The organism is Leptogranulimonas caecicola, from assembly GCF_023168405.1.
GTDB classification, from domain to species: Bacteria; Actinomycetota; Coriobacteriia; order Coriobacteriales; family Atopobiaceae; genus Leptogranulimonas; species Leptogranulimonas caecicola.
This window is the reverse complement of the sequence record NZ_AP025285.1, coordinates 1,449,211-1,469,199: the sequence shown is the minus strand read 5'-3', so window position 1 is coordinate 1,469,199 and position 19,989 is coordinate 1,449,211. Positions and strand designations below refer to the sequence as shown.

The window sequence follows — 19,989 nt, the reverse complement described above, 5'->3', positions numbered from 1 at the left end:
ACCTTAAGAAGGGCATATCTTGCTGTTAGCTATCCTCATAACACTGATTATATACGTGCTGCCAGGAGCGACGTTGCTCTATGCTCTCACGCTTTCCTTCTGGTTCTCGATGGTGTTTTCGCCAGTTGCCTCAGTTGCTTTAGTTTCTTTATTGAGCATGGTTTATGGGGCGATTGGTATTCCCGCAGGGTTGCTATCTATAGTGATTGTGCCTTCTGGACTATGCCTTCTGATGGCATTGGGTCGTAGACAGTTCGGCCGGCATACATGGGCTTCATTAGAAACCAAATCCCAAGATGCCCATAATGGGCAAATTATTTCGGCACGCCCTTTTAGCTACTATAGGCTTGTCCGTGGGGTCTCCAGAGATTGTTGTCACGCAGGGAGGCTGCCTGTAGATTGGGGGATTCCAGCTCTTTACGTAGCTATCGGGTGCCTGCTGATGTGTTGCGTGTTTTTGTGCAACCTTTTAGATGTAAACATGATGATTCCAGCTTTCGATGGCCTCTTCCATGTGAACCTGATTAAGAACTTTTCTGATTCAGCCAACTATTCCTCGTTTGGCAGCTCTCTTTATCGCGGCCTTTCTGATGTCCGCGCTCCTATGGTTTACAGTGGTTTTTATCCCTCTGCTTGGCACGCCATGACTGCTCTGGGGCTCATTGGAGATAAGATTTCCGTGGCTTTGGTTGTCAATGCGTCTTTGTTTGTGATCGGCGCTTTCGTATTTCCTCTTGGTCTCTATGCCATGCTCGCATTTGTGTTTAATCACGACAAGAAAAAGCTGCTGGCTGGTTCCGTTGTAGCTCCAATGATTGCGGTATATCCCTGGTGGCTGTCCATCATGCAGGGATTTCAAGTGGCGCAATTACTGTCTCAGGCACTTGTTCCCTACGCTGTGGCACTTTTAGGATGGCTTGTGGTTCCATGGGTGTGTGGCGAGACAACAGGGAGGTTATTTACTGTCGGTTCATTTGTAGTGCCTGGGATCATTGCCCTTCTTTCTCTGGGAGCCGTGGGGCTCTCGCAGCCCAATGGAGTCTTTGCCGTTGGGGTTTTTGGAGTTTCCTTCCTTATCGAAGCCCTCTATGCCAAATGGCTAAAGCCTGGAAAGAATAGGAATATCCTAAAGTATCTGGCATTTTTTGTTGTGGTTGGAGTTATCTGGGTTCTTCTTTATAAATTTCCTCCGCTTCGAAATGTCGTGCAGTTCAACTGGCAAGCCACCCAGATGCCAGAAGACGCTATTGGTCAAATTCTTTCTTTCACTTTTGATACTGCTGCGCAGCCTCAGTGGACGTTCACGGTCTTTTTGGCCATAGGCTTGCTTGTGATGCTTGCATATTCCACTCAGTGGTGGCCGCTGGTTGCTACTGGCTACTTTGCAACAGCCTACGTGCTCTCTACTGCTGCTGAGGGGTCCTTAAAACACCTTTTTGGCGGCTTTTGGTATACGGATCCGGCTCGTTTGGCTTCCCTCTGTCTTGTCGCCATGGTCCCAACGGTGGTATTAGGGTTTTGGGCGATTTGCTCATGGATGATAAAAGGTCTTTGCACACTTACCCAAGAGGCTCCTGCCTTGTCTATCAGAGTAGGTGATGAGACCTCGATATCTAAAGGTGCCGAGAAAACCACGCCTTCAAACCGAGTAGCTCAAAAAGGCCTCGTTGCTATTGGATGTGGTGCCGTTGTGTTTGTTATTGTGGCTATGCCAACCTATCAATCCTCTCCTGACGAGCGGATGGAAACTTCTTATGGCTACATTGAGGAGCAGATCGAGTGGCTGAGCGATCCCTCAAGCGAGACGTTGCTCAATGAGGCGAAACGGGATTTTGCTCAAGAGGCAAAGCAAATTGCAGGCAATAATCTGGTGATTAATAGTCCCGATGATATGAGCGCTTTCTTGTATGCCAAGGATGATTTGAATGTGTACTATCGGCGCAACCAGGTGCCCTCTGAAGAAGATAGACAACGGGGGGACGACACAGAGACATCCTTTAGTCGCACACTACGCCTGAAGCTAGCTGAATATGCCACTAATCCTGATGTTCAATATGCCGTTGAGTCTACTGGGGCAAAATACGTGCTCAAACTCGAGGGCAGCCATGAGACGGGGCACTTTCACACCTACCAAGCCAAAGATTGGGTGGGCATAGACTCCATTACTCCTGAGACACCTGGTTTCAAGTTATTGATTTCCAACGGCGAAATGCAGTTCTATGAGATCGAACCGCTCTCATAGCAGCTAGTTTGCTTTTTTGGGTATTGCTCTCTCATACATTTGGCAAAGGGGTTGTTGCCGGGAAGCCAGCAACAACCCCTTTGTGCGTGTACACTCTTCCGGCAGGCTTATCAAGCCATAAAGAAATGATTATTTGAGACCCCGCAGGGCGCGACCCATAGCCTTGAACACTTCACGTCGACGAGTGCCATAAGGCATAAGAGGGTCGATCACCTTGCGAATGGGGTTATCCTCGGCCATTACTTTGGGAGGGCGATCTACCACTGGCATGTGCATCTTTGCGGGGGGAAGGTTCTTGGCCAGAAGGGCTGCCAGCTCTTCATAGAACGGTGTAAGTCGAGCATAGTGCCAATAAAGCGGTGCTCGGTCACAACGCACCATGTTCCAGGGCTTTTGGAAGCCTGCATAGTGGGTGATGCGGGCTTCTTGGCGGGCGCGCATAAAGTCATTGAAGATCTTGGCGGGAGCGAAGGAGAAGACGCGCTCGATGCGGTAGTCGCAATCGATCATGACATTCCAGCGCTGGTCTAAATAGAGTACTTGACCTTGGCATTCTGCATTAAGCACGTCCTGGTCGTTGTAGATGTACTCATCGTTGGTGGCTTTTTGGAGCCACTGCTCCATGGTGAGCTTTTGGCGCATTGCGTTGGTGTTGAGTAGCAGTACGCCGGCCTGAAAATAATCGTAGGGATCTTTGAGTCCTAACACCTTCTTGGCATAGGCCATGCGCTTGCCGTCGGGCATGTTGATGTTGCCCAAGAAGTCGATGTCGCGAGTGGCTGCCAGCAGGTAGTCGTTGACATCGGTATCAAAGAGCTCAGCTACATCTCCAGTCACAATGAGGTCGGAATCAAGGTAGAGCACCTTGTTGTAGAAAGGCAAAAGCTCCTGGATGAGGAAGCGATAGTAGGTCTCATTGGAAATATGGGGGTTGTTGGTAGTGAGTTCGAATTTGGCAATGAACGGAGTGGCATCCACAAAGCGCACCGAGGCATCGCCATAGCTATCTACTAACGAAGAGATGAGGGTGCGGTTGTCACCAGAGATATTGTTGGTGAGCACCACAATGTCGTAGTGCCTGTCTTTGCTCGCGTTCTCCAGCATAGATGTGATAGTGGTGGTGAGCATAGGCACGTAATTGTCATCAGCAGCAAATGCTACCGGCACAATGGGTTTGGTGATCGAGGAAGGTAAGGGCTTCTCTGTGGCACGAGGAGCAGGATCTTCAAAATGCACTACCTGAAGCTCTTTAATGGCAAGAGAGCTTTGAGTGCGCTTCAGGTGAGCAAGGTAAATATTGAACAGACGCTCTGCCAGATGGCCTGGAGTGCGTACTCCCTCTACAGAGTAACGATCCATATCCAGATGCTTCATGGTCTCATCAAGGATGGGAAACACCCAGGCTGCATAGTCTTTGAATAGCTGACCACGCATGATGTACATATTGCAGAAGCAAGAGAAGTGGCCGTTGAGGTAGCTGTCGACATCCTCTGCGTAATCGGGATAGAGCGTTTTGGCAACCTCACCACAAAGGATAAGATCCTCCACATGAAGCTTGGGAGCATCAGCGTATTGCTCGAGTGGGGTAGTGGCTGCTCCAGGCATTTTGCGGATGTCTTGGATGGGCGCTGAGATAATGTCATAACCCTCGATGGCTTTGGCAATCGTGGCATCGTCTAGGCCATATTTTGCTTGAGCGACCTCATCGATGCGGCCATCCATGATTTCGCCGTAGGGGTTTTCTTTATAGCGCTTGTCAGAGAAGTTGAAGTAACGCCGATAATGGCAAAAACCAATGTAGGAAGCATTTACATGCTTCCAAGCCCAATACTGGGCAGTCATTTCGCAAAGCATGCGATTGAGTTTCGAGTCGTTGTCGCCTTCGTCGTCATGAAGCATGTTCTGGAAAAGGGTAGATGCAAGAGCCGCGCCCACTTGAATCATCTGAAGACTGTCAGCATCAAAGTGGGCAAACTTGCGGTGGGCCGACACCAGGATGCGGTTAGGCTGAGCTGCTGCAGTGTCGACATAGTGTCGTTGAGCCTCTTCGTGAGCCCTTTGGTTGATGTCGTTTGCATGGTTGAAATAGGCGGTAGTGGCGTCCAAGTAACGATTAAACCAAAGTTCGTCATCTTTTTTCACGCCATGGATTTCTCGGCCGAGGTTAGCCCAGGTGACAGGCGTAGGATCGTCCTGGAAGGATTTGCCCTCAGTCCATAGTCCATAGGCCCGATCTCGAGCAAGGCGCATGAGGTTGGTAGCCATCTCGTTGGTGCCCATAATCTGGGCGGCACTATAGGCTGTGCTAACTTTGTGTGCATCATCGATGCGGGCAGCCCAATCATTGCTCACAATTTCAATTACTTTGTACTTAAGACCTTGGGCGGCTTCTGCTATAAGGGGGTTTGACTCTACATCTGCCCAAGCCAAAGCTGCCTCCCAGCACTGGCGGGAGTATTCGACTTCCTTCAAGTACTTGGCAGGAGTCAGGAACTCGTAATTGATGATTCCACGGCCCAGATAGTAGTTGTATCCCAAGATGTCATTGCGGGTGGCTTCCGCGTTGAGGAAGCTGCAAAGTACGAGGTATTCGTAGGCATCCTCGGCACGCTCAAGACGCTGGTCAGTCATCGCGTCGAAGGCTTTTTGGCACATGTCCCTGCGATAGGCATGGTTGGTGATGCGCCAATCACGGTGAAATCCACCGTCGATGCAAAAGACGGTGCGAACAAGATCCTCTTGTGACAGGGTTTCCTCACCAAAGTTGTTGAAGGCTTCGAATGCTTGTGCGGCAGCGGCACTTGTGGCACCTGCGGCAATGGCATTGAGGCCATAGTGAATAGAATCCACAGGCTCGTCTTTGAGGGCCTGGTCAAGCTTCTCAAGGGTGTCAAGCTCAAGGCTGTCATCGCCATCCAAAGGGATGATGTAATCACCGGTAGCTGCGGTAATGCCGGTTTTGCGCGTGAGGTGGCGGCCTTGGTTGTGCTCATGACGAATCACACTAAAGCGAGAGTCATCCTGGGCAAATGAGGCGGCGATGCTATTGGTGGTGTCAGTGCTGGCATCGTCTACGATGATCGCTTCAAAGTCAGAGAAGGTCTGGTCTTTGAGGCTTTGGAGGCAGTCGCCCAGGTAAGAGCCTACGTTATAAGCCGGAATTACGAGGGAAAAACGAGGCATAAGTGCTCCTTGTAAGAGAGACGCAACGAGACCGTTCATCATCCATTGTGGTCAATATTCCTCGCAATGGGACAACGCCGACAAATTTAACAGGCTGCAGTAGAAAAGTTAGTCAGCGACTAGGGCTAATAATTTTGTCTACAGCTAGCCGTATCCTATGAAGCCAAGAGTCACTATTTTTCTCATTGGTGGACGTTATACGAGAATTGCTCTGAGGGCAAACTTGAGATGCCTGGTTTTCTGAAAGATACTCTGGCCACATTCTTAAATCCCTAAGATGACCTTGGGCAACAGCTTTCATAGTGTCATAACGATAGTGATTTGTGGCATCGAAAGATGAATGGGCTTCTACTTTTGTAACGATTTCCAGCAGAGAATCGATGTGCTGCTTTTGCGTTTGGGCTTGGGGCGTCGCACGGTCTTCGGTTATCCAAAGACCGTAGGCCTCGTCACGGATAAAACGCCATAGTTCTGCAGCCATAGCAGGTAGTCCACCTACAGGCTGCCAGGCAGAGATAATGAGGTCTATGCCTGCTGGTCTATCCTTATCAGGGAGATTGTCATACCATTCGTTCATGGTATGAAAGATGATGCGTTCCTTAGCGTCGCGAAGCCGGTCGGCCCAATCTTTGCGCATAGGTGCTTGAGGACTGTTGGCATAATCATCCATAAGCTTGTAGGCATCCGCTTCTGCTTGAGCAAGAGTTGAAAGGTGTTTGAAGTCCATGGCATTGCCAAAAGTGTCTCCCGCACCCAGATGATACCGATACCATGGAGCTTGAGGAATAGCACGATAGCTATGAGCCAATGAGTCAATAATGAAACAAAGATAGATATCATCTGACAAGATTAAAAAGGTATCGGCAGCGGCAGTATAAGCATTTTGAAGTAGTTCTCGGTCGTAAAGTTTGTGATGTACATGCCAGTCAAACCCATTGGATTCTGAAAACTGGATTTGAAGGATAGTGTCATCCTGAAGTGATCGTACCGGTGGAGTAAGAAAATGCTCCATGCCTGCAGCCGCTTCGTAGGCCTTGTTATTTTCTGCAACTATCTCTACTCCAAAATGAAGGATTTGGGCTGGATCGGTCTTAGCTTCTTGAAGTAGCTTTTCTAGGGCTCCAGCAGCCAGTTCATCATCGGCATCCATGAGCATGACCCAGGGAGTTGTGGCTGATAAAACACCTTGTTTGCGATTGAGAAGCGTTCCTTGATTATGAGGGCTCACGACAAGCGAGATGCGCTTGTCATTTTGCGAAAGGCGTTCTACCACAGCCACGGTATCGTCAATGCTGGCGTCGTCACAAACAACTATGGCTACTTGATCATAAAGAGAAGATCCTTTTGGCGCTTGAGAAAGGACGCTGTCTACAGTCTTTTCTATGGTGTTGGCATGGTTGTAGGTAGGGATAATCACAGTGATGCTCATGAAAGCGACTCCGAAGAAAGAGAAATAAAATAGATATCACCAAAGCGTTATTGCTAAAGTGCCAGAGGTAAGTTGCAAACAACTTGTCGCCAAGAGCAGAAGAGCAGTGTATCTGCTCCTCTCAAGATCATCGCATTTTCCCTATGCTTCTGGGAAATGGCTCGAGGATATTCCTCCAAAGCCATTTTATTGTTTTCGTAGACAGGTTGACTCCCAACCTTAGCGAGACATTTTAGGCTGATTCGGCCTTTTCGTACTGTGGCGGTGGCCAGTAACCTTCAAAGGCTGTATTTTGTATAGGCGAAAAACGCAGGATCAGCTACTCTGCAAGCCCATGCTCGGTGGGCACATGGTGCTCGTAGGTGACAAAGGACTCAAAGCCCAGGTCTCGCAAGGCCTGTTGAGCGTCGCTCAAATGGGCGCCAAGATGCTCTGGCTTGTGAGAGTCGCTGCCAAGGGTGAGAAGGGTGCCTCCTAGGTCGCGATAGAGTTTGAGCAGGGGCGTCGAGGGTTGCAAGTCGTCCAGCCGATAGCGCCAGGAAGAGGTGTTTACTTCCAGAGCCTTGTCCTGGGCGATGAGCTGCTCGAGGATGGCTGCTACTTGGTCGCGCGTGGCATCGAAGGGATAGGGGCCGTAAGGGTCGTAGCGGCAAATGAGGTCCATGTGGGCAAGGCTGTCCCAACCAGAGAACGCGTCTATGACGGCAAGCATCTCGCCGTAGTAGGCTCCATGGATTTGCGCCTGCTCGCGCCCTTGCTGGTAGTCGCCGTTCCAAAACTCATGATCACCCACTTGGTGGATGGAGAGCAGCACAAAGTCAAGCCGATCGCCCCATTGATCGAGCGCCTGCTCAAAGGCGGCAACGGTGTGGCGCTGGACGCCAAACTCGAGGCCTTTGACAATGGAGAGCTTGCCGGCCCACTGCTCGCGCAGGGCATCCAAAGCAGGAAAGTAGCGGGCGTAGTCCACGTTGGTGACGCCTTTGCCGTTGTCGGGGTCGTAGCGCCAAGGAGTCTCACCGGCATCGGGCTTGACGCCGTAATCCACATGGTCGGTGAAGCACAGGGCTTCAATGCCTTGCTCGTAGGCGTCGCGGGCCACACAGGCCGGGGCGTAGACGGAGTCGTCGGAAAAGTTTGAATGCACATGAAAGTCTGCCAGCATGAGAGCCTCCTGCAGCGTATGAGTCCGGTCTTCATGCTTTGACTCTAGAGGGAGTCGTCAAGGTAGGTAAGAGGGGAGTTTGTTCTCGTTGGGCTTGCAGCAAAATCGAAGCTCAAGACTGGCATCCTGGGCTTCAGGCAGCCTTTGTCTGCACCTAAGGAATTAGTAGCAAAACGGATCGTCGTCCTTCTCGGCAGTGAGGATGTCAAAGCGCAGGTCGTGTCTGCACATGGCGCGAAGGCCATATTCCCAGCAGCGTCCTGCTCGTCAAAGACCTCCCGTTCTAGGCGAAAGGCGGGCTGGCCAGGCTTGGCATCCAAGAGCGCGGCGTCGGCTGAGGTAAGAGCTACCGCACCCAGCACTTCACGGGCGTGCAGGGGGCCAGAGCCCGACTGGTGGAGCACCTGGGCCAAAGAGCCCGCGGCTTGGTCGACGTCAAGGGAGGGGACACGGGCGCAGGCCATACAAGAGCGCTCAACGATCCTGGGGCATCCATCGAGATAGTGGAGGCGTGTGATACGCCAGATGGGGCTTGCGGAGTCGATACCCAGCCTATCTTGTTGGATGGTGGTGGGCGGCGCTTTCTCGATGCCGAGAAGCCCGCACCTGTGGTCGCAGCGCGCCTGGGCCGGCTGGAGCTGCTGGCGGGTGCCCAGAGTAAGCTCATAGACGTAGGCGCCTATCAGCTTACTCTAGCTCGAAGGCGCCAGTATAGAGCTGGTAGTAAGTGCCCTTCTTGGCGATGAGCTCCTCGTGGTTGCCGCGTTCGATGATGCGGCCATGGTCGAGCACGATGATGACGTCGGCGTTGCGCACCGTGGAGAGGCGGTGGGCGATCACAAAGGTGGTGCGGCCCTTCATGAGGGCGTCCATGCCGCGTTGGACGATGGCCTCGGTGCGGGTGTCGATGGAGCTGGTGGCTTCGTCCAGGATCATAACCGGAGGATCGGCCACGGCAGCGCGGGCGATGGAGACCAGCTGACGCTGACCTTGTGACAGTTGCGCGCCATTGTCGGTAAGGAGGGTGTTGTAGCCCTCTGGCAAACGCTCGATGAAGTCATGGGCCCCGGCAAGCTTGGCGGCGTCGAAGCACTCCTCGTCGGTGGCGTTGAGGCGCCCGTAGCGGATATTTTCCAGCACGGTGCCAGTGAACAAGTTGACGTCTTGGAGCACGATGCCCAGCGATCGGCGAAGGTCGTTCTTGCGGATCTTGTTGATGTTGATGCCGTCATAGCGGATCTTGCCGTCTGCGATGTCGTAGAAACGGTTGATGAGGTTGGTGATGGTGGTCTTGCCTGCGCCCGTAGCGCCCACAAAGGCCACCTTTTGGCCAGGCTTGGCAAAGAGGGATACGTCGTGGAGCACGGTGTGGTTGGGGGTGTAGCCAAAGTCCACGTCGAAGAAGCGCACGTCGCCTGCCAGCAGGGTGTAGGTGGTGGTGCCGTCATGATGGGGATGCTTCCAGGCCCAAAGGCCGGTGCGCTCGGGAGCCTCGGTGAGCTGGCCGCCTTCCATCTTGGCGTTTACCAAGCGCACATACCCAGAGTCGGTCTCGGAGGGCTCGTCAATGAGCTGGAAGACGCGCTCTGCGCCGGCCATGCCCATGACGATGGGGTTCACCTGCTGGGAGATCTGGCCGATCTGGCCGGCGAACTGCTTGGTCATGTTCAGGAAGGGCACGGCGATGGCGATGGTGAACGCGGCGCCCGAGATGGAGAGGCTGGGCACGTCCAAGGCAAGCAGCAGGCCTGCCACCACGGCAACGATGACGTAGATCACATTGCCCATGTTCATGAGGATGGGGCCCAAGATGTTGGCGAAGGTGTTGGCTTTGCGGCTGGCCTCATAGAGGCGCTCGTTGTAGCGGTCGAAGTCCGCCTCGCACTCTTTTTGGTGGCAGAAGACCTGCACCACGCGCTCGCCGTTCATGATCTCTTCCACATGGCCCTCGACCGAGGCGATGGCTCGCTGCTGGGCCAAGAAGAACCTGGCGGACCTTCCGGCCAGCGCCTTGGAGCACAGCGCCATGACCGCCACACCCAGCACCACCACGATGGTCATCCAGACCGAGTACCACAGCATGATGAAGAATACCGATAAGAGCACCAGGCAGGTCATGGTCACTTGGGGCAGCGATTGGGAGATCATCTGGCGCAGCGCGTCGATGTCGTTGGTGTAGTAAGACATGATGTCGCCGTGCACATGGGTGTCGAAGTAGCGGATGGGCAGCGTCTCCATGTGGTCGAACATCTCTTCGCGCAGCTTCTTGAGGGTGCCTTGGCAGATGATGGCCATGAGGCGGTTCCAGGTGAAGTTGGCGGTGAGGCCTGCAGCGTAGCAGCAGGCCAGCGTGAAGGTGAGCTGGGTGAGGGGGCCTGCCGCAGCCGCCCAGTCGCCTGTCTGCCAATGGGCAGCCACGATGGTCAAGGCCTGCTGCATGAAGATGGCAGGCACGGCGTTGGTGAGGGCGTTGATGATGAGGCAGAGAAACACGATGGGCATGAGCACCGGGTAGAAGCGGAAGAGCGACTTGAACACCCTTCCTATGACCTGGGGCTTGATGGGCGAGCGCTTGGCAGCAGCCTGGGGTTTAGCGGGCATTGGCGGCCTCCTTGCGATCGATGTCGTCGAGCTTCTCGTCATGAGACTGCTTGTTTTGGGACAGGTACACCTCGCGGTAGATAGGGGAGCGGCGCAAAAGCTCCTCATGGGTGCCTATGTCTTGGATGGTGCCTCTGTCCATGAGCACGATGCGGTCTGCATCCTTCACCGAGCTGGTGCGCTGGGCGATGATGATCTTGGTGGTCTCGGGGATGTAGGACTCGAAACCCTGGCGAATCAGGGCGTCGGTCTTGGTGTCCACGGCGCTGGTGGAGTCGTCAAGGATGAGTACCTTGGGCCGTGCCAAGAGGGCGCGGGCGATGCAGAGGCGCTGTTTTTGGCCGCCGGAGACGTTGGTGCCTCCCTGCTCTATATAGGTGTCGTAGCCATCGGGGAAGCGCTCCACAAACTCGTTGGCTTGGGCCAAGCGGCAGGCTTCGATGATCTGGTCCATGGTGGCCTCTGGATTGCCCCAACGCAGGTTGTCGGCGATGGTGCCGCTAAAAAGCACGTTCTTTTGAAGCACCATGGATACGGCGTGGCGCAGCGTGTCCAGGTCGTAGTTGCGCACGTCTACTCCGCCTACCTTGACGGTGCCGGCTGTGACGTCGTAGAGGCGGGGGATGAGCTGCACCAGCGTGGACTTGGCAGAGCCAGTGCCGCCGATGATGCCTATGGTCTCGCCGCTCTTGATGGAGAGGTTGATGTCGTGGAGGGCCACGCGCTCGGTGGAACCGTTGTAGGAGAAGGACACGTCGTCAAACTCGATGGAGCCGTCCGCCACTGAGGTCACGGGGTTCTCGGGATTGTGAATGGTCGTGGTGGCCTCGAGCACCTCGCAGATACGCCTGGCGCTCTCCAGCGACATGGCGATCATGGCAAAGATCATGGAGAACATCATGAGGCTCATGAGGATCATGAAGCCGTAGGTGAAGAGCGAGGAGAACTGGCCGATGTTTACCAGGGTGCCGCGGCTGGTGATGATGGCCTGACTGGCAAAGTAGATGACGCACAGGAAGATGACCGACACAGAGAGGTTCATCATGGGGCCGTTTAAGGCCAAGAGCTTCTCGGCGCGGGTGAAGTCCATCTGCACGTCGGTGGCTGCCACGTCGAACTTCTTCATCTCGAACTTCTCGCGCACAAAGCTCTTTACCACACGAATGCCGGAGACGTTTTCTTCTACCGACTCATTGAGGGCATCGTACTTGCGAAAGACCCGGCGAAAGATAGGAAGTACTTTTCGGATCACGAAGAAGAGGCCGAAGGCCAAAGGAATGGTGACATAGACGTAGATCCAGGCGAGGGACCCGGCCATGGAGAAGGCCATGACCATGGCGAAGATGATGATCATAGGGGCGCGGATGGCGGTGCGGATGATCATCATGAACGACATCTGGACGTTGGTGACGTCGGTGGTCATGCGGGTCACCAAAGACGGGGTGGAGAACTTGTCGATGGTGGCGAAGGAGAAGGTCTGAATGTTGTAGAACATGTCCTGGCGCAGGTTTTTGGCAAAGCCCGCCGCTGCACGGGAGCAGGTGATGCCTGCCAGGGTGCCAAAGGCCAAAGAGATGAGGGCCAACGCCAATAACAGGGCGCCCGCCTTCAAGATCTCAGGCATCTGAGCGCCGTTGTTGATGGCGTCGATGAGCTGAGCGGTGACAAAGGGGATGAGCACCTCGATGATCACTTCGCCGGTCACCAAGATTGGAGTGGCGATAGCAGGCCGCTTGTACTGGCGGACGCTTTGCATGAGTCGTTTAATCATCGCTCTCCTTTGCTTCGACATCGTTCCAATGGGCGCGCACCCTATCCAACAGGTCGCGAAGCTCTCGCTGCTCCTGATCGCTTAAACACGATAGGCACCAGGCACCAAAGGCATCGCGCTTCTTGATCTCTTCTGCTGCTGCGTGAGCCCCGCGCTCCGTGAGCTTCACGATGAGCTTGCGGCTGTCTTCCGGATCACGGGTGCGGCAGATAAGCTCCCCGTGCTCCATGCGCGTGAGCACCTCAGAGAGGGAACCGGGCGTGATTTGAAAGCGCTCGCCCAGATCGCGCTGGGTCAACTGGCCCCCATGGTCATAGAGCTCGCAGAGGATCTGCGGTTGCCCCGAGACTCCCCTGTGGTGAAAATAGAGCGTGTGCCCTAGCGATTTGATGTCACCCAAGATGGCTGCTACCAGCTCATTTCGCGACGATAGGTCGCCCATGGACACCCTCCCTCAAATACTTGCCAGTCCGGCTTTAGCATCCTATTCCCCTCTCCCAAAGATTGCAAGGTACCGAATCATTAGGCCCCAAAGTTATGTCATAGCTATGGAAGCAACTTGAAAGCATCGAGTTCCATGGGTGCCTTGAAGCGAGCAGAAGGTCTTTGGCTGCCGAGAAAAACGACCCTACCAAGAAGGGGGGGGGCTTCTCGGCAGGGTCGTCTGAGAACAGTGCTTTGAGGCAAGGGCCTTTAGGCCAGCAGCGACTCCAGCGTGGCGCGGGAGGCGGCGAGCACCTCTTTGATGAGGGCTTCCTTGTGCTGATCCAACCTAAAGGCCGGGGTAGTCACGCCAATGCCCCAGGGGATCTGGTCGCCTTTGTGCACAGGCAGCGCGATGCAGGTGACGCCTTCGGAAGTCTCGCCGCGGTCATAGGCGAAGTCGCCGGCACGCACTTGGTCGAGCTCCAGGTGGAGCAGCTCCGGCGTGGCCAAGGTGTGGGAGGTGAGGCGCTCCCAAGGGATCTTTACCAGCTGATCCACCTCCTGGTTAGGGAGGGCGGAGAGAAGGGCTTTGCCAATGGCGGTGGTGTGCAAGGGGAGGGTGACACCCGGGACGCTGGCGAGCCTTACGGGCTGGGGAGAGTCCACACGCAGCAGATAACGTACGTAGGAGCCATCGCGAAAACCCACTTGACAGGTCTCTCCGCAGGCATCCACCACCTGGCGGGCACACTCGTTTAACAACTTGAAGGTGCCATCGTTTTGCTCGAAGGCTCGGCCGCAAAGGGCGGTCATGGCACCCATATGATAGCGGCCGCTTGTGGGATCCTGGGAAAGGAACCGCTGGTCAGACATGGTTTTTAGGATGGGGTAGAGACTGCCTTTGGGGGCATCCATGGCACGGCAGAGATCGGTCAAGGAAAGGCCGTCTTTCTCGGCAGCTATCAAGGTGAGGATTTCGAGGATGCGTTGGGTGGTCCTGTGGGCAGGAGCGTGGGATGGTGCCATGTTACCTCGCTTACTATGAGCATTCAAATAGTTTTCAGATTGAGTGGTTAAGCCCCTAAAATAACCGTTCGCGGTCGAAAAGCATCCGTTCATGGTGTTCCTGGGGAGTCGACGCGCCCATTTGAAAACTTGCACCCTAGTATAGCAATCGTAATAACAAACTAAGTTCGTATATACGAACTTGCACAGAGCGACTAAACAGTTGCCTGCGAGGAGGTCTCCATGCGCAATGCGGTGCTTATCGATGACGCCGACAACGTAGTGGTTGCCATCGAACCCATTTCCGCAGGTTCTCCTGTGGCCTACGTCAACCGTAAAGGCGAGTCCTTCGAGCTTGTGGCTGCAGATGACGTTCCCCTGTACCACAAGGTGGCCCGTCGCCCCATCGCCAAGGGCGAAGCCGTGGTGAAGTACGGCGAGTACATCGGCCTGACCACCCAAGACATCGTCTCAGGCGCACATGTCCATACCCATAACTGCATGTCCACTGACGGCCTGCGCGCCGCTGAGGAGGTCGACCATGACTAAGACGTTCAACGGCTATCGCCGCGCCGACGGCCGAGTGGGCATCCGCAACCATGTATTGGTGCTGCCCACCAGCATCTGCGCATCCGACACCACCGAGCGCATCGCCAATGCCGTGGAGGGCTGCGTGTCCTTCCACAACCAGAATGGCTGCTCCCAGGTGCCGGCCGACCAGCAGATGACCATGGACGCCATGGCCGGCTTCGCAGCCAACCCAAACATCGCCTCGGTGCTAGCGGTGTCTTTGGGCTGCGAGGGCTGTCAGAACGACCTGGTGGTGGATGCCATCCGCCAGCGCACTGACAAGCCCGTTGAGACCCTGGTGATCCAGCAGGTAGGCGGCTCTATCAACGCCGTGGACGAAGGCATCCGCATCGCCCGCCGCCTGGCTGAGACCGCCGCTGCAGAGCAGCGCGTGCCCTGCGACATCTCCGAGCTTATCCTGGGCACCAACTGCGGCGGTTCCGACACCACCAGCGGCCTGGGCTCAAACCCCCTCATTGGCGAGGTGTCCGACTGGCTCGTTGCCCAAGGGGGCACCTCGGTGCTCTGCGAGACCTCCGAGTTCTTTGGTGCCGAGCAGATCTTGGCCAGGCGTGCCGCCACCCCTGAGGTGGGCCAGGAGATCCTGCGTATTGTGAAGGACTACGAGGATTACGTGCACCTTTTTGGCGCCGAGATGCGCCAGGGAAACCCCAGCCCAGGAAATATCGCTGGCGGCCTTACCACCTTGGAGGAGAAGTCTTTGGGCTGCATCCACAAGGGCGGTCACAGCCCCATCAATGCGGTGTATCCCTATGCCGGCCAGCTCAAGGCTCACGAAGGCCTCGTCATCATGGACACTCCCGGCAACGACCCCACCTCGGTATCTGGTCTTGTGGCTGGCGGCTGCCAGCTGGTGGTCTTCTCCACCGGCCAGGGCACGCCCACAGGCAACGCCATGGCTCCGGTCTATCGCCTTACGGCCAACCGCGTGACAGCCCGCACTATGGCCGACAACATCGACTTTGATGCAAGTGCCACCATCTATGGCCCCCAAACCATGGTTGAGCTGCGCGATGCCATGATCGACGAGCTCATCGAGGTATGCAACGGTCGTCTCACCTGTGCCGAGGCCATCGGCTACACCGAGACGGCGCTACCTCACCTCTGCAACTACATGTAGGCGTTTCCTGGGCGCCTGCCCAGTATCAAGTGTCATTCCAAATCGACCCTTGTGGCAAGAGCGGCCACAAGGGTAAGAAAGAAGGGAATCACCATGGATCTCCACCTCGAAGGCAAAGTCGTTTTTGTTACCGGCGGGTTCAAGGGCATTGGCAAGGGCATCGTGTTCGAGCTCGCCCGCGAAGGCGCCATCCCCGTGATCCTCAACCGCCAGGACGGCGCTGAGGACGAGTTTCGCAAGGAGCTCGAGGAGGTCACCTCTACCTACGAGATCTTCTTCATCGACCTCAACAACACTGACGAGATTAAGCCCATCGTCGATGAGGTCTACGCCAAGTACGGCCACATCGACGGCGTGGTGAACAACGCCGGCAAGAACGACAACAAGGATGTGGAGACTACCTCTTGGCGCGAGTTCGAGGAGTCCATCCACGGCAACCTCACCCATTACTACGAGCTGGTACACGAGACCTGCCCCTACCTCAAGGCGTCCAAGGGCTCCATCGTGAACATCTCCTCCAAGACCGCCCTCACCGGCCAGGGCAAGACCAGCGCCTATGCTGCCGCTAAGGGCGCCATCCTGGGACTCACTCGCGAATGGGCCGCCGCCTTTGCCGCAGACGACGTGCGCGTCAACGCCATTGTGGTAGCCGAGGCCTGGACTCCGCTCTACGCCAACTGGATCAAGACCTTTGGCGACGAGGCGGCACAGGAGGCTCGTCTCAAGGTGATCACCGACAAGATCCCCCTGGAGCACCGTATGACCTCCACCAAGGAGATCGCCGACGCCTGCGCCTTCCTGCTCTCCGACCGCTCCTCTCACACCACCGGCCAGTGGGTCTTCGTGGACGGTGGCTATGTGCATCTCGATCGTGCCCTGAGCTAATCCGGAGGTATCCCTATCATGACCTCATCTGCGGGCAAAGCTCAAACCAAGGGCGCCAAGGCTACCATCGCCATCGCTCTGGTGACCTCCCTGTTCTTCATTTGGGGCCTGGCTATGAACTTGGTCAACGGCCTCAACAGCCCCATGGAAAACTACCTGGAGCTCTCGGCTACCGAGGCCTCTCTGCTTCAAGTGGCTTACTATGGCGCCTACTTCGTCATGGCGATCCCTGCCACCATGGTGGCCAAGCGCTTTGGCTACAAAGGCGGCGTGATCTTGGGCATCGCCCTCTTTGCCATTGGCTCCTTCATCACGGTGCCTGCCACCAGCACTGCCAGCTACGCTATCTTTTTGGTCTCCATGTTTGTGATCGCCGCTGGCGCCTCCAGCCTCGAGGCCAACTGCAATCCCTACATCACTAAGCTGGGCGATGAGCGCCACGAGGCCATGCGCCTCAATCTGGCCCAGGGCTTCAACGGCGTGGGCACTATGGTGGGCCCCCTCATCCTGGCTCAAATCCTGGGCGCCACCGTCTCGGCGGGCCAGCCTGGCTTCGATGCGGCCAAGATGGAGTTCTTGACCTCCATGCGCACGGTCTACATCGTCATCGGCGTCGTGCTTTTGGCGCTTCTGGCCATCTTCATCCTGGTGAAGCTCCCCACTCCTCCCGGCGACGTGGCCGGTATGGAGTCTGGCGACGAGCTTCATGAAAAGGACGCCTCTTTGAGCGCCATCCTCAAGCGTCCTCACGTGGCGCTGGGCGTTGTCGCCGAGTTTCTCTACGTGGGCATCCAGACTATTGGTATGTCGCTCTTCTCGGGCGTAGCCCTCTCCCAGTGGGCCGGCCTTGAGGCAGGCGCTGCAGCCGCCATGCTCTCCATCCTCTCGCTGCTGTTCACTCTGGGCCGCTTTGCCTCGGTGCCCCTTTTGGCCAAGTTCGATGCTGGCAAGATGCTGGGCATCTACATGGGTGCCGCTGCCATCCTATTCTTCGTCACCTTCCTGGGACTTGGCCCTGTCTCGGTGATCGCGCTCATCTTGGCGTTCCTGTTCATGTCCATCGGCTATCCCACCGTCTTCTCGCTCACTCTGTCCGGTCTGCACGGCGCTGCTACCAAGACTGCGTCCTCCCTGCTCATCATGTCCATCGTGGGCGGCGCGCTCATTCCGCCTCTGGCGGGCGTCCTCATCGACGCCACCGGCAGCACCTGCTTCGCCATGATCATCGCCGTGCCCTCCTTGGCCTATGTGGCCTGGTACGGCCTTAAGGGCTCGAAGATTGGTTTGGAGGCAAAGTAACCATGGCTCTTCAACTCATTGACGCGCACTTTCACGTATGGGATCTCGACGCCCAGGAGCTTCCCTGGCTTGAAGGAACCGACGGCTCCATCACCCACACCTACACCCTTGAGGAACTCGAGGTGGCCTATGCCGCTATTGGCGGGGTAGATTTTCTCGGCGGCGTCTATGTGGAGGTCGACGGTGTAGATCCTTTGCTGGAGGATCGTCTTACCTGGGAGCGCATGAGTCAGGATCCCAAGATCCTGGCCACCATGATGCGCGCTCGCGTGGAGCCCTGGATGCGGCTGCCGGTCTTTGCCACCGGTGTTCGCGAACCGCTGCATATCGGCTCTCAGCCCAAAGATCGTGCCCTGGCCCCCAACTTCATCGCCGGCCTTCGTGTGCTGGCCGGCGCAGGCAAGCCCTTCGAGTCCTGCAACCGGGTGGAGGACCTGCCCATCGCGCTTGAGGCATTCTCCCAAGTCCCTGAAGCCACCGCGGTCTTGAACCACCTGGGCAACGTGACTCCTGAGAGCTTCACCGAGGACTACCGCGCGACCATGGCCTCTCTGGCTCAGCTGCCCAACCTCTATCTCAAGGTATCTGGTTTCCCCACTGCCGATAAGGACTTTGCCACCTCGGTCCTCACCTTTGTGAAGGAGACCTTCGATCCTGCTCGTCTGCTCTATGCCTCCAACTGGCCTGTGGTTGGCATGTATTCCAGCCTGGCCGAGCACTTGGCAAGCGTCCGCGAAGTCTTTGGCGACGACGAGCGCCTCTTCTGCGAGAACGCCTGCGACTGTTACGGCATTCAGCTCTAGCGCATCTTTGGAAAGGAACCGTTGTGCTCAAAGGCATTTCACCTCTCATTCCTCCCCAGCTTCTCTGCGCCATGGACGAGATGGGCCACGGCGACACCCTGGTCATCGCCGACGCTAACTTCCCCGCGGAGTCCGTGGGCAAGAACTCCCTGGTCATCCGTTGTGACGGCCATGGCGGAGCCGAGCTGCTCCGTGCAATCCTCGCGCTCATGCCGCTGGACCAGTACGTGGACAACCCTGTCACCCTCATGGCTAAGGTTCCCGGCGACACCGTAGAGACCCCCATCTGGGATACCTACGCCCAGCTGGTGGCCCGGGTGGATGACCGCGGGGCCGCAACCATCGGCATGGTGGACCGCTTCCCCTTCTACGAGAAGGCCTCCAAGGCCTACGTGGTGGTTGCCACCGGCGAGCGAGCGCAGTATGCCAATGTCATCCTGCAAAAAGGCGTGGTTTATGAAGGGGAAGCCCTGGCCTAACGCCTCACTCTAGCAATCAGAAAGTGTCAGGTGGCTCAAAGGGGCTGCCTGGCATTCTCGCGAATCGAAAGGACCGTCCATGTTTGACGGCGTGTTCTGTCCATCAATTACTATCACCAATGACGAGGGTGAGCTCGATCTCGAGCTTTGGGGCCGTCACCTGGACCACCTGGCCGAGGCAGGCATCACCGGCGTGCTGCTCTTTGGCTCCATTGGCGAGTTTTACTCGGTGTCCTTAGAAGACAAGAAGCGTGCTATCGACTTTGCCGTCAAGCACGTGGGCGGCCGCATGAAGGTCTTCGCGGGTATCGGCGACACCACCTATGCCAACGTGCTCGAACTGGCTCAATACTCTGAGAAGGCTGGCGTCGACGCGGTGCTCGCCGTCTCTCCCTACTACTTTGGCCCCAGCCCCGACTGTGCCCAAAACTACTTTGGCGGCATCGCCCAGGCCGTAGATGTCCCTGTGATCCTCTATAACTTCCCGGCCCGCACCGGCACCGACCTCGCCCCCGAGCTGGTTGCCACCCTGGCTGCGCGCTACCCCAACATCCGGGGCATCAAGGACACCGTGGACACCATCTCCCACACTCGCCAGATGATCAACGCCGTGCGCGCCGTGAACCCCCAGTTCTCCGTGCTCTCCGGCTTTGACGAGTACTACATCCCCAATCGCATCGCGGGCGGCAACGGTGTGCTTTGCGGCCTCACCAACGTGGTGCCCGAGATCTTTGGCACTATGGATCGTGCCTACAAGGTCCATGACCTGGATACCGCGTTCGCTTGTGCCGAGAAGATCTCTCATCTCATGAGCGTCTACGACTGCGCAGACCTCTTTGTCTCGGCCATCAAGGGCGCGGTGAAGGCGCAGGGGCTTCCCATCTCCACCAAGATCTTTGACCCCGCAGTTCAACTTTCGGACCAGCAACTCGCCAAGGTTAAAGCCCTTCTAGACGAGAATTAAGCTTGTCTTCATCCATACTGCAATAG

16 protein-coding genes are annotated in these 19,989 nt (G+C 56.1%); 8 read left to right on the top strand and 8 right to left on the bottom strand.

The window, feature by feature from the left end; genetic code table 11:
• Positions 1-19 precede the first annotated feature (19 nt).
• The gene (locus OR601_RS06585; protein WP_265591439.1) at positions 20-2,242 is read left to right on the top strand and encodes a DUF6541 family protein; all 2,223 of its coding nucleotides are present in this window, start codon (positions 20-22) and stop codon (positions 2,240-2,242) included.
• A gap of 129 nt (positions 2,243-2,371) precedes the next feature.
• Here OR601_RS06585 and OR601_RS06580 read toward each other — a convergent pair whose 3' ends face one another.
• The 8 genes from OR601_RS06580 to OR601_RS06550 form a co-directional block, all read right to left on the bottom strand.
• Positions 2,372-5,425 (bottom strand): DUF4422 domain-containing protein, encoded by a 3,054-nt coding sequence (locus tag OR601_RS06580; RefSeq protein ID WP_265591438.1) that lies wholly within the window; start codon positions 5,423-5,425, stop codon positions 2,372-2,374.
• 112 nt (positions 5,426-5,537) lie between these two features.
• The gene (locus OR601_RS06575; RefSeq protein WP_265591437.1) at positions 5,538-6,854 is read right to left on the bottom strand and encodes a glycosyltransferase family 2 protein; all 1,317 of its coding nucleotides are present in this window, start codon (positions 6,852-6,854) and stop codon (positions 5,538-5,540) included.
• Between the two features lie 319 nt (positions 6,855-7,173).
• Positions 7,174-8,019, bottom strand: a complete 846-nt coding sequence (locus OR601_RS06570; RefSeq protein WP_265591436.1) for a histidinol-phosphatase HisJ family protein — start codon at positions 8,017-8,019, stop codon at positions 7,174-7,176.
• Positions 8,020-8,063: 44 nt separating this feature from the next.
• Positions 8,064-8,675, bottom strand: a complete 612-nt coding sequence (locus OR601_RS08710) for a UTRA domain-containing protein (protein ID WP_369945595.1) — start codon at positions 8,673-8,675, stop codon at positions 8,064-8,066.
• Between the two features lie 31 nt (positions 8,676-8,706).
• Positions 8,707-10,620, bottom strand: a complete 1,914-nt coding sequence (locus OR601_RS06565) for an ABC transporter ATP-binding protein (protein WP_265591435.1) — start codon at positions 10,618-10,620, stop codon at positions 8,707-8,709.
• Entirely contained in the window at positions 10,610-12,391 is a 1,782-nt protein-coding gene (locus OR601_RS06560; protein WP_265591434.1) for an ABC transporter ATP-binding protein, read from the bottom strand. The genes OR601_RS06565 and OR601_RS06560 overlap by 11 nt, the downstream gene beginning before the upstream one ends.
• Positions 12,384-12,833 (bottom strand): MarR family winged helix-turn-helix transcriptional regulator, encoded by a 450-nt coding sequence (locus tag OR601_RS06555; protein WP_136013008.1) that lies wholly within the window; start codon positions 12,831-12,833, stop codon positions 12,384-12,386. The genes OR601_RS06560 and OR601_RS06555 overlap by 8 nt, the downstream gene beginning before the upstream one ends.
• Before the next feature lie 251 nt (positions 12,834-13,084).
• Positions 13,085-13,843 (bottom strand): IclR family transcriptional regulator, encoded by a 759-nt coding sequence (locus tag OR601_RS06550; protein WP_167604351.1) that lies wholly within the window; start codon positions 13,841-13,843, stop codon positions 13,085-13,087.
• A gap of 222 nt (positions 13,844-14,065) precedes the next feature.
• On the opposite strand from OR601_RS06550, the gene OR601_RS06545 reads away from it, so the two are divergent.
• From OR601_RS06545 to OR601_RS06515, 7 genes are all read left to right on the top strand, one after another.
• Positions 14,066-14,371 (top strand): UxaA family hydrolase, encoded by a 306-nt coding sequence (locus OR601_RS06545; protein WP_136013010.1) that lies wholly within the window; start codon positions 14,066-14,068, stop codon positions 14,369-14,371.
• The gene (locus tag OR601_RS06540) at positions 14,364-15,533 is read left to right on the top strand and encodes a UxaA family hydrolase (RefSeq protein ID WP_136013011.1); all 1,170 of its coding nucleotides are present in this window, start codon (positions 14,364-14,366) and stop codon (positions 15,531-15,533) included. Before OR601_RS06545 ends, OR601_RS06540 begins: the two co-directional genes overlap by 8 nt.
• A 93-nt stretch (positions 15,534-15,626) precedes the next feature.
• Positions 15,627-16,418: an SDR family oxidoreductase gene (locus OR601_RS06535; protein ID WP_265591433.1), complete on the top strand. Its 792-nt coding sequence runs from the start codon at positions 15,627-15,629 to the stop codon at positions 16,416-16,418.
• 18 nt (positions 16,419-16,436) lie between these two features.
• The gene (locus OR601_RS06530) at positions 16,437-17,717 is read left to right on the top strand and encodes an MFS transporter (RefSeq protein ID WP_265591432.1); all 1,281 of its coding nucleotides are present in this window, start codon (positions 16,437-16,439) and stop codon (positions 17,715-17,717) included.
• 2 nt (positions 17,718-17,719) lie between these two features.
• Complete coding sequence (locus OR601_RS06525; RefSeq protein WP_265591431.1) at positions 17,720-18,520, top strand: amidohydrolase family protein; 801 nt, start codon at positions 17,720-17,722, stop codon at positions 18,518-18,520.
• Between the two features lie 23 nt (positions 18,521-18,543).
• Positions 18,544-18,999 carry an RbsD/FucU family protein gene (locus OR601_RS06520; RefSeq protein WP_265591430.1) on the top strand — a complete coding sequence of 152 codons (456 nt, stop codon included), beginning with the start codon at positions 18,544-18,546 and terminating at the stop codon, positions 18,997-18,999.
• 79 nt (positions 19,000-19,078) lie between these two features.
• Entirely contained in the window at positions 19,079-19,963 is an 885-nt protein-coding gene (locus OR601_RS06515) for a dihydrodipicolinate synthase family protein (RefSeq protein ID WP_265591429.1), read from the top strand.
• Positions 19,964-19,989 lie beyond the last annotated feature (26 nt).

What these genes read in the sequence shown, in the direction of transcription:
- OR601_RS06580 (WP_265591438.1), bottom strand. Translation starts at nt 5,425, where the DNA reads ATGCCTCGTTTTTCCCTCGTAATTCCGGCTTATAACGTAGGCTCTTAC.
- OR601_RS06575 (WP_265591437.1), bottom strand. Translation starts at nt 6,854, where the DNA reads ATGAGCATCACTGTGATTATCCCTACCTACAACCATGCCAACACCATA.
- OR601_RS06570 (WP_265591436.1), bottom strand. Translation starts at nt 8,019, where the DNA reads ATGCTGGCAGACTTTCATGTGCATTCAAACTTTTCCGACGACTCCGTC.
- OR601_RS06565 (WP_265591435.1), bottom strand. Translation starts at nt 10,620, where the DNA reads ATGCCCGCTAAACCCCAGGCTGCTGCCAAGCGCTCGCCCATCAAGCCC.
- OR601_RS06560 (WP_265591434.1), bottom strand. Translation starts at nt 12,391, where the DNA reads ATGATTAAACGACTCATGCAAAGCGTCCGCCAGTACAAGCGGCCTGCT.
- OR601_RS06555 (WP_136013008.1), bottom strand. Translation starts at nt 12,833, where the DNA reads ATGGGCGACCTATCGTCGCGAAATGAGCTGGTAGCAGCCATCTTGGGT.
- OR601_RS06550 (WP_167604351.1), bottom strand. Translation starts at nt 13,843, where the DNA reads ATGGCACCATCCCACGCTCCTGCCCACAGGACCACCCAACGCATCCTC.
- OR601_RS06545 (WP_136013010.1), top strand. Translation starts at nt 14,066, where the DNA reads ATGCGCAATGCGGTGCTTATCGATGACGCCGACAACGTAGTGGTTGCC.
- OR601_RS06540 (WP_136013011.1), top strand. Translation starts at nt 14,364, where the DNA reads ATGACTAAGACGTTCAACGGCTATCGCCGCGCCGACGGCCGAGTGGGC.
- OR601_RS06535 (WP_265591433.1), top strand. Translation starts at nt 15,627, where the DNA reads ATGGATCTCCACCTCGAAGGCAAAGTCGTTTTTGTTACCGGCGGGTTC.
- OR601_RS06530 (WP_265591432.1), top strand. Translation starts at nt 16,437, where the DNA reads ATGACCTCATCTGCGGGCAAAGCTCAAACCAAGGGCGCCAAGGCTACC.
- OR601_RS06525 (WP_265591431.1), top strand. Translation starts at nt 17,720, where the DNA reads ATGGCTCTTCAACTCATTGACGCGCACTTTCACGTATGGGATCTCGAC.
- OR601_RS06515 (WP_265591429.1), top strand. Translation starts at nt 19,079, where the DNA reads ATGTTTGACGGCGTGTTCTGTCCATCAATTACTATCACCAATGACGAG.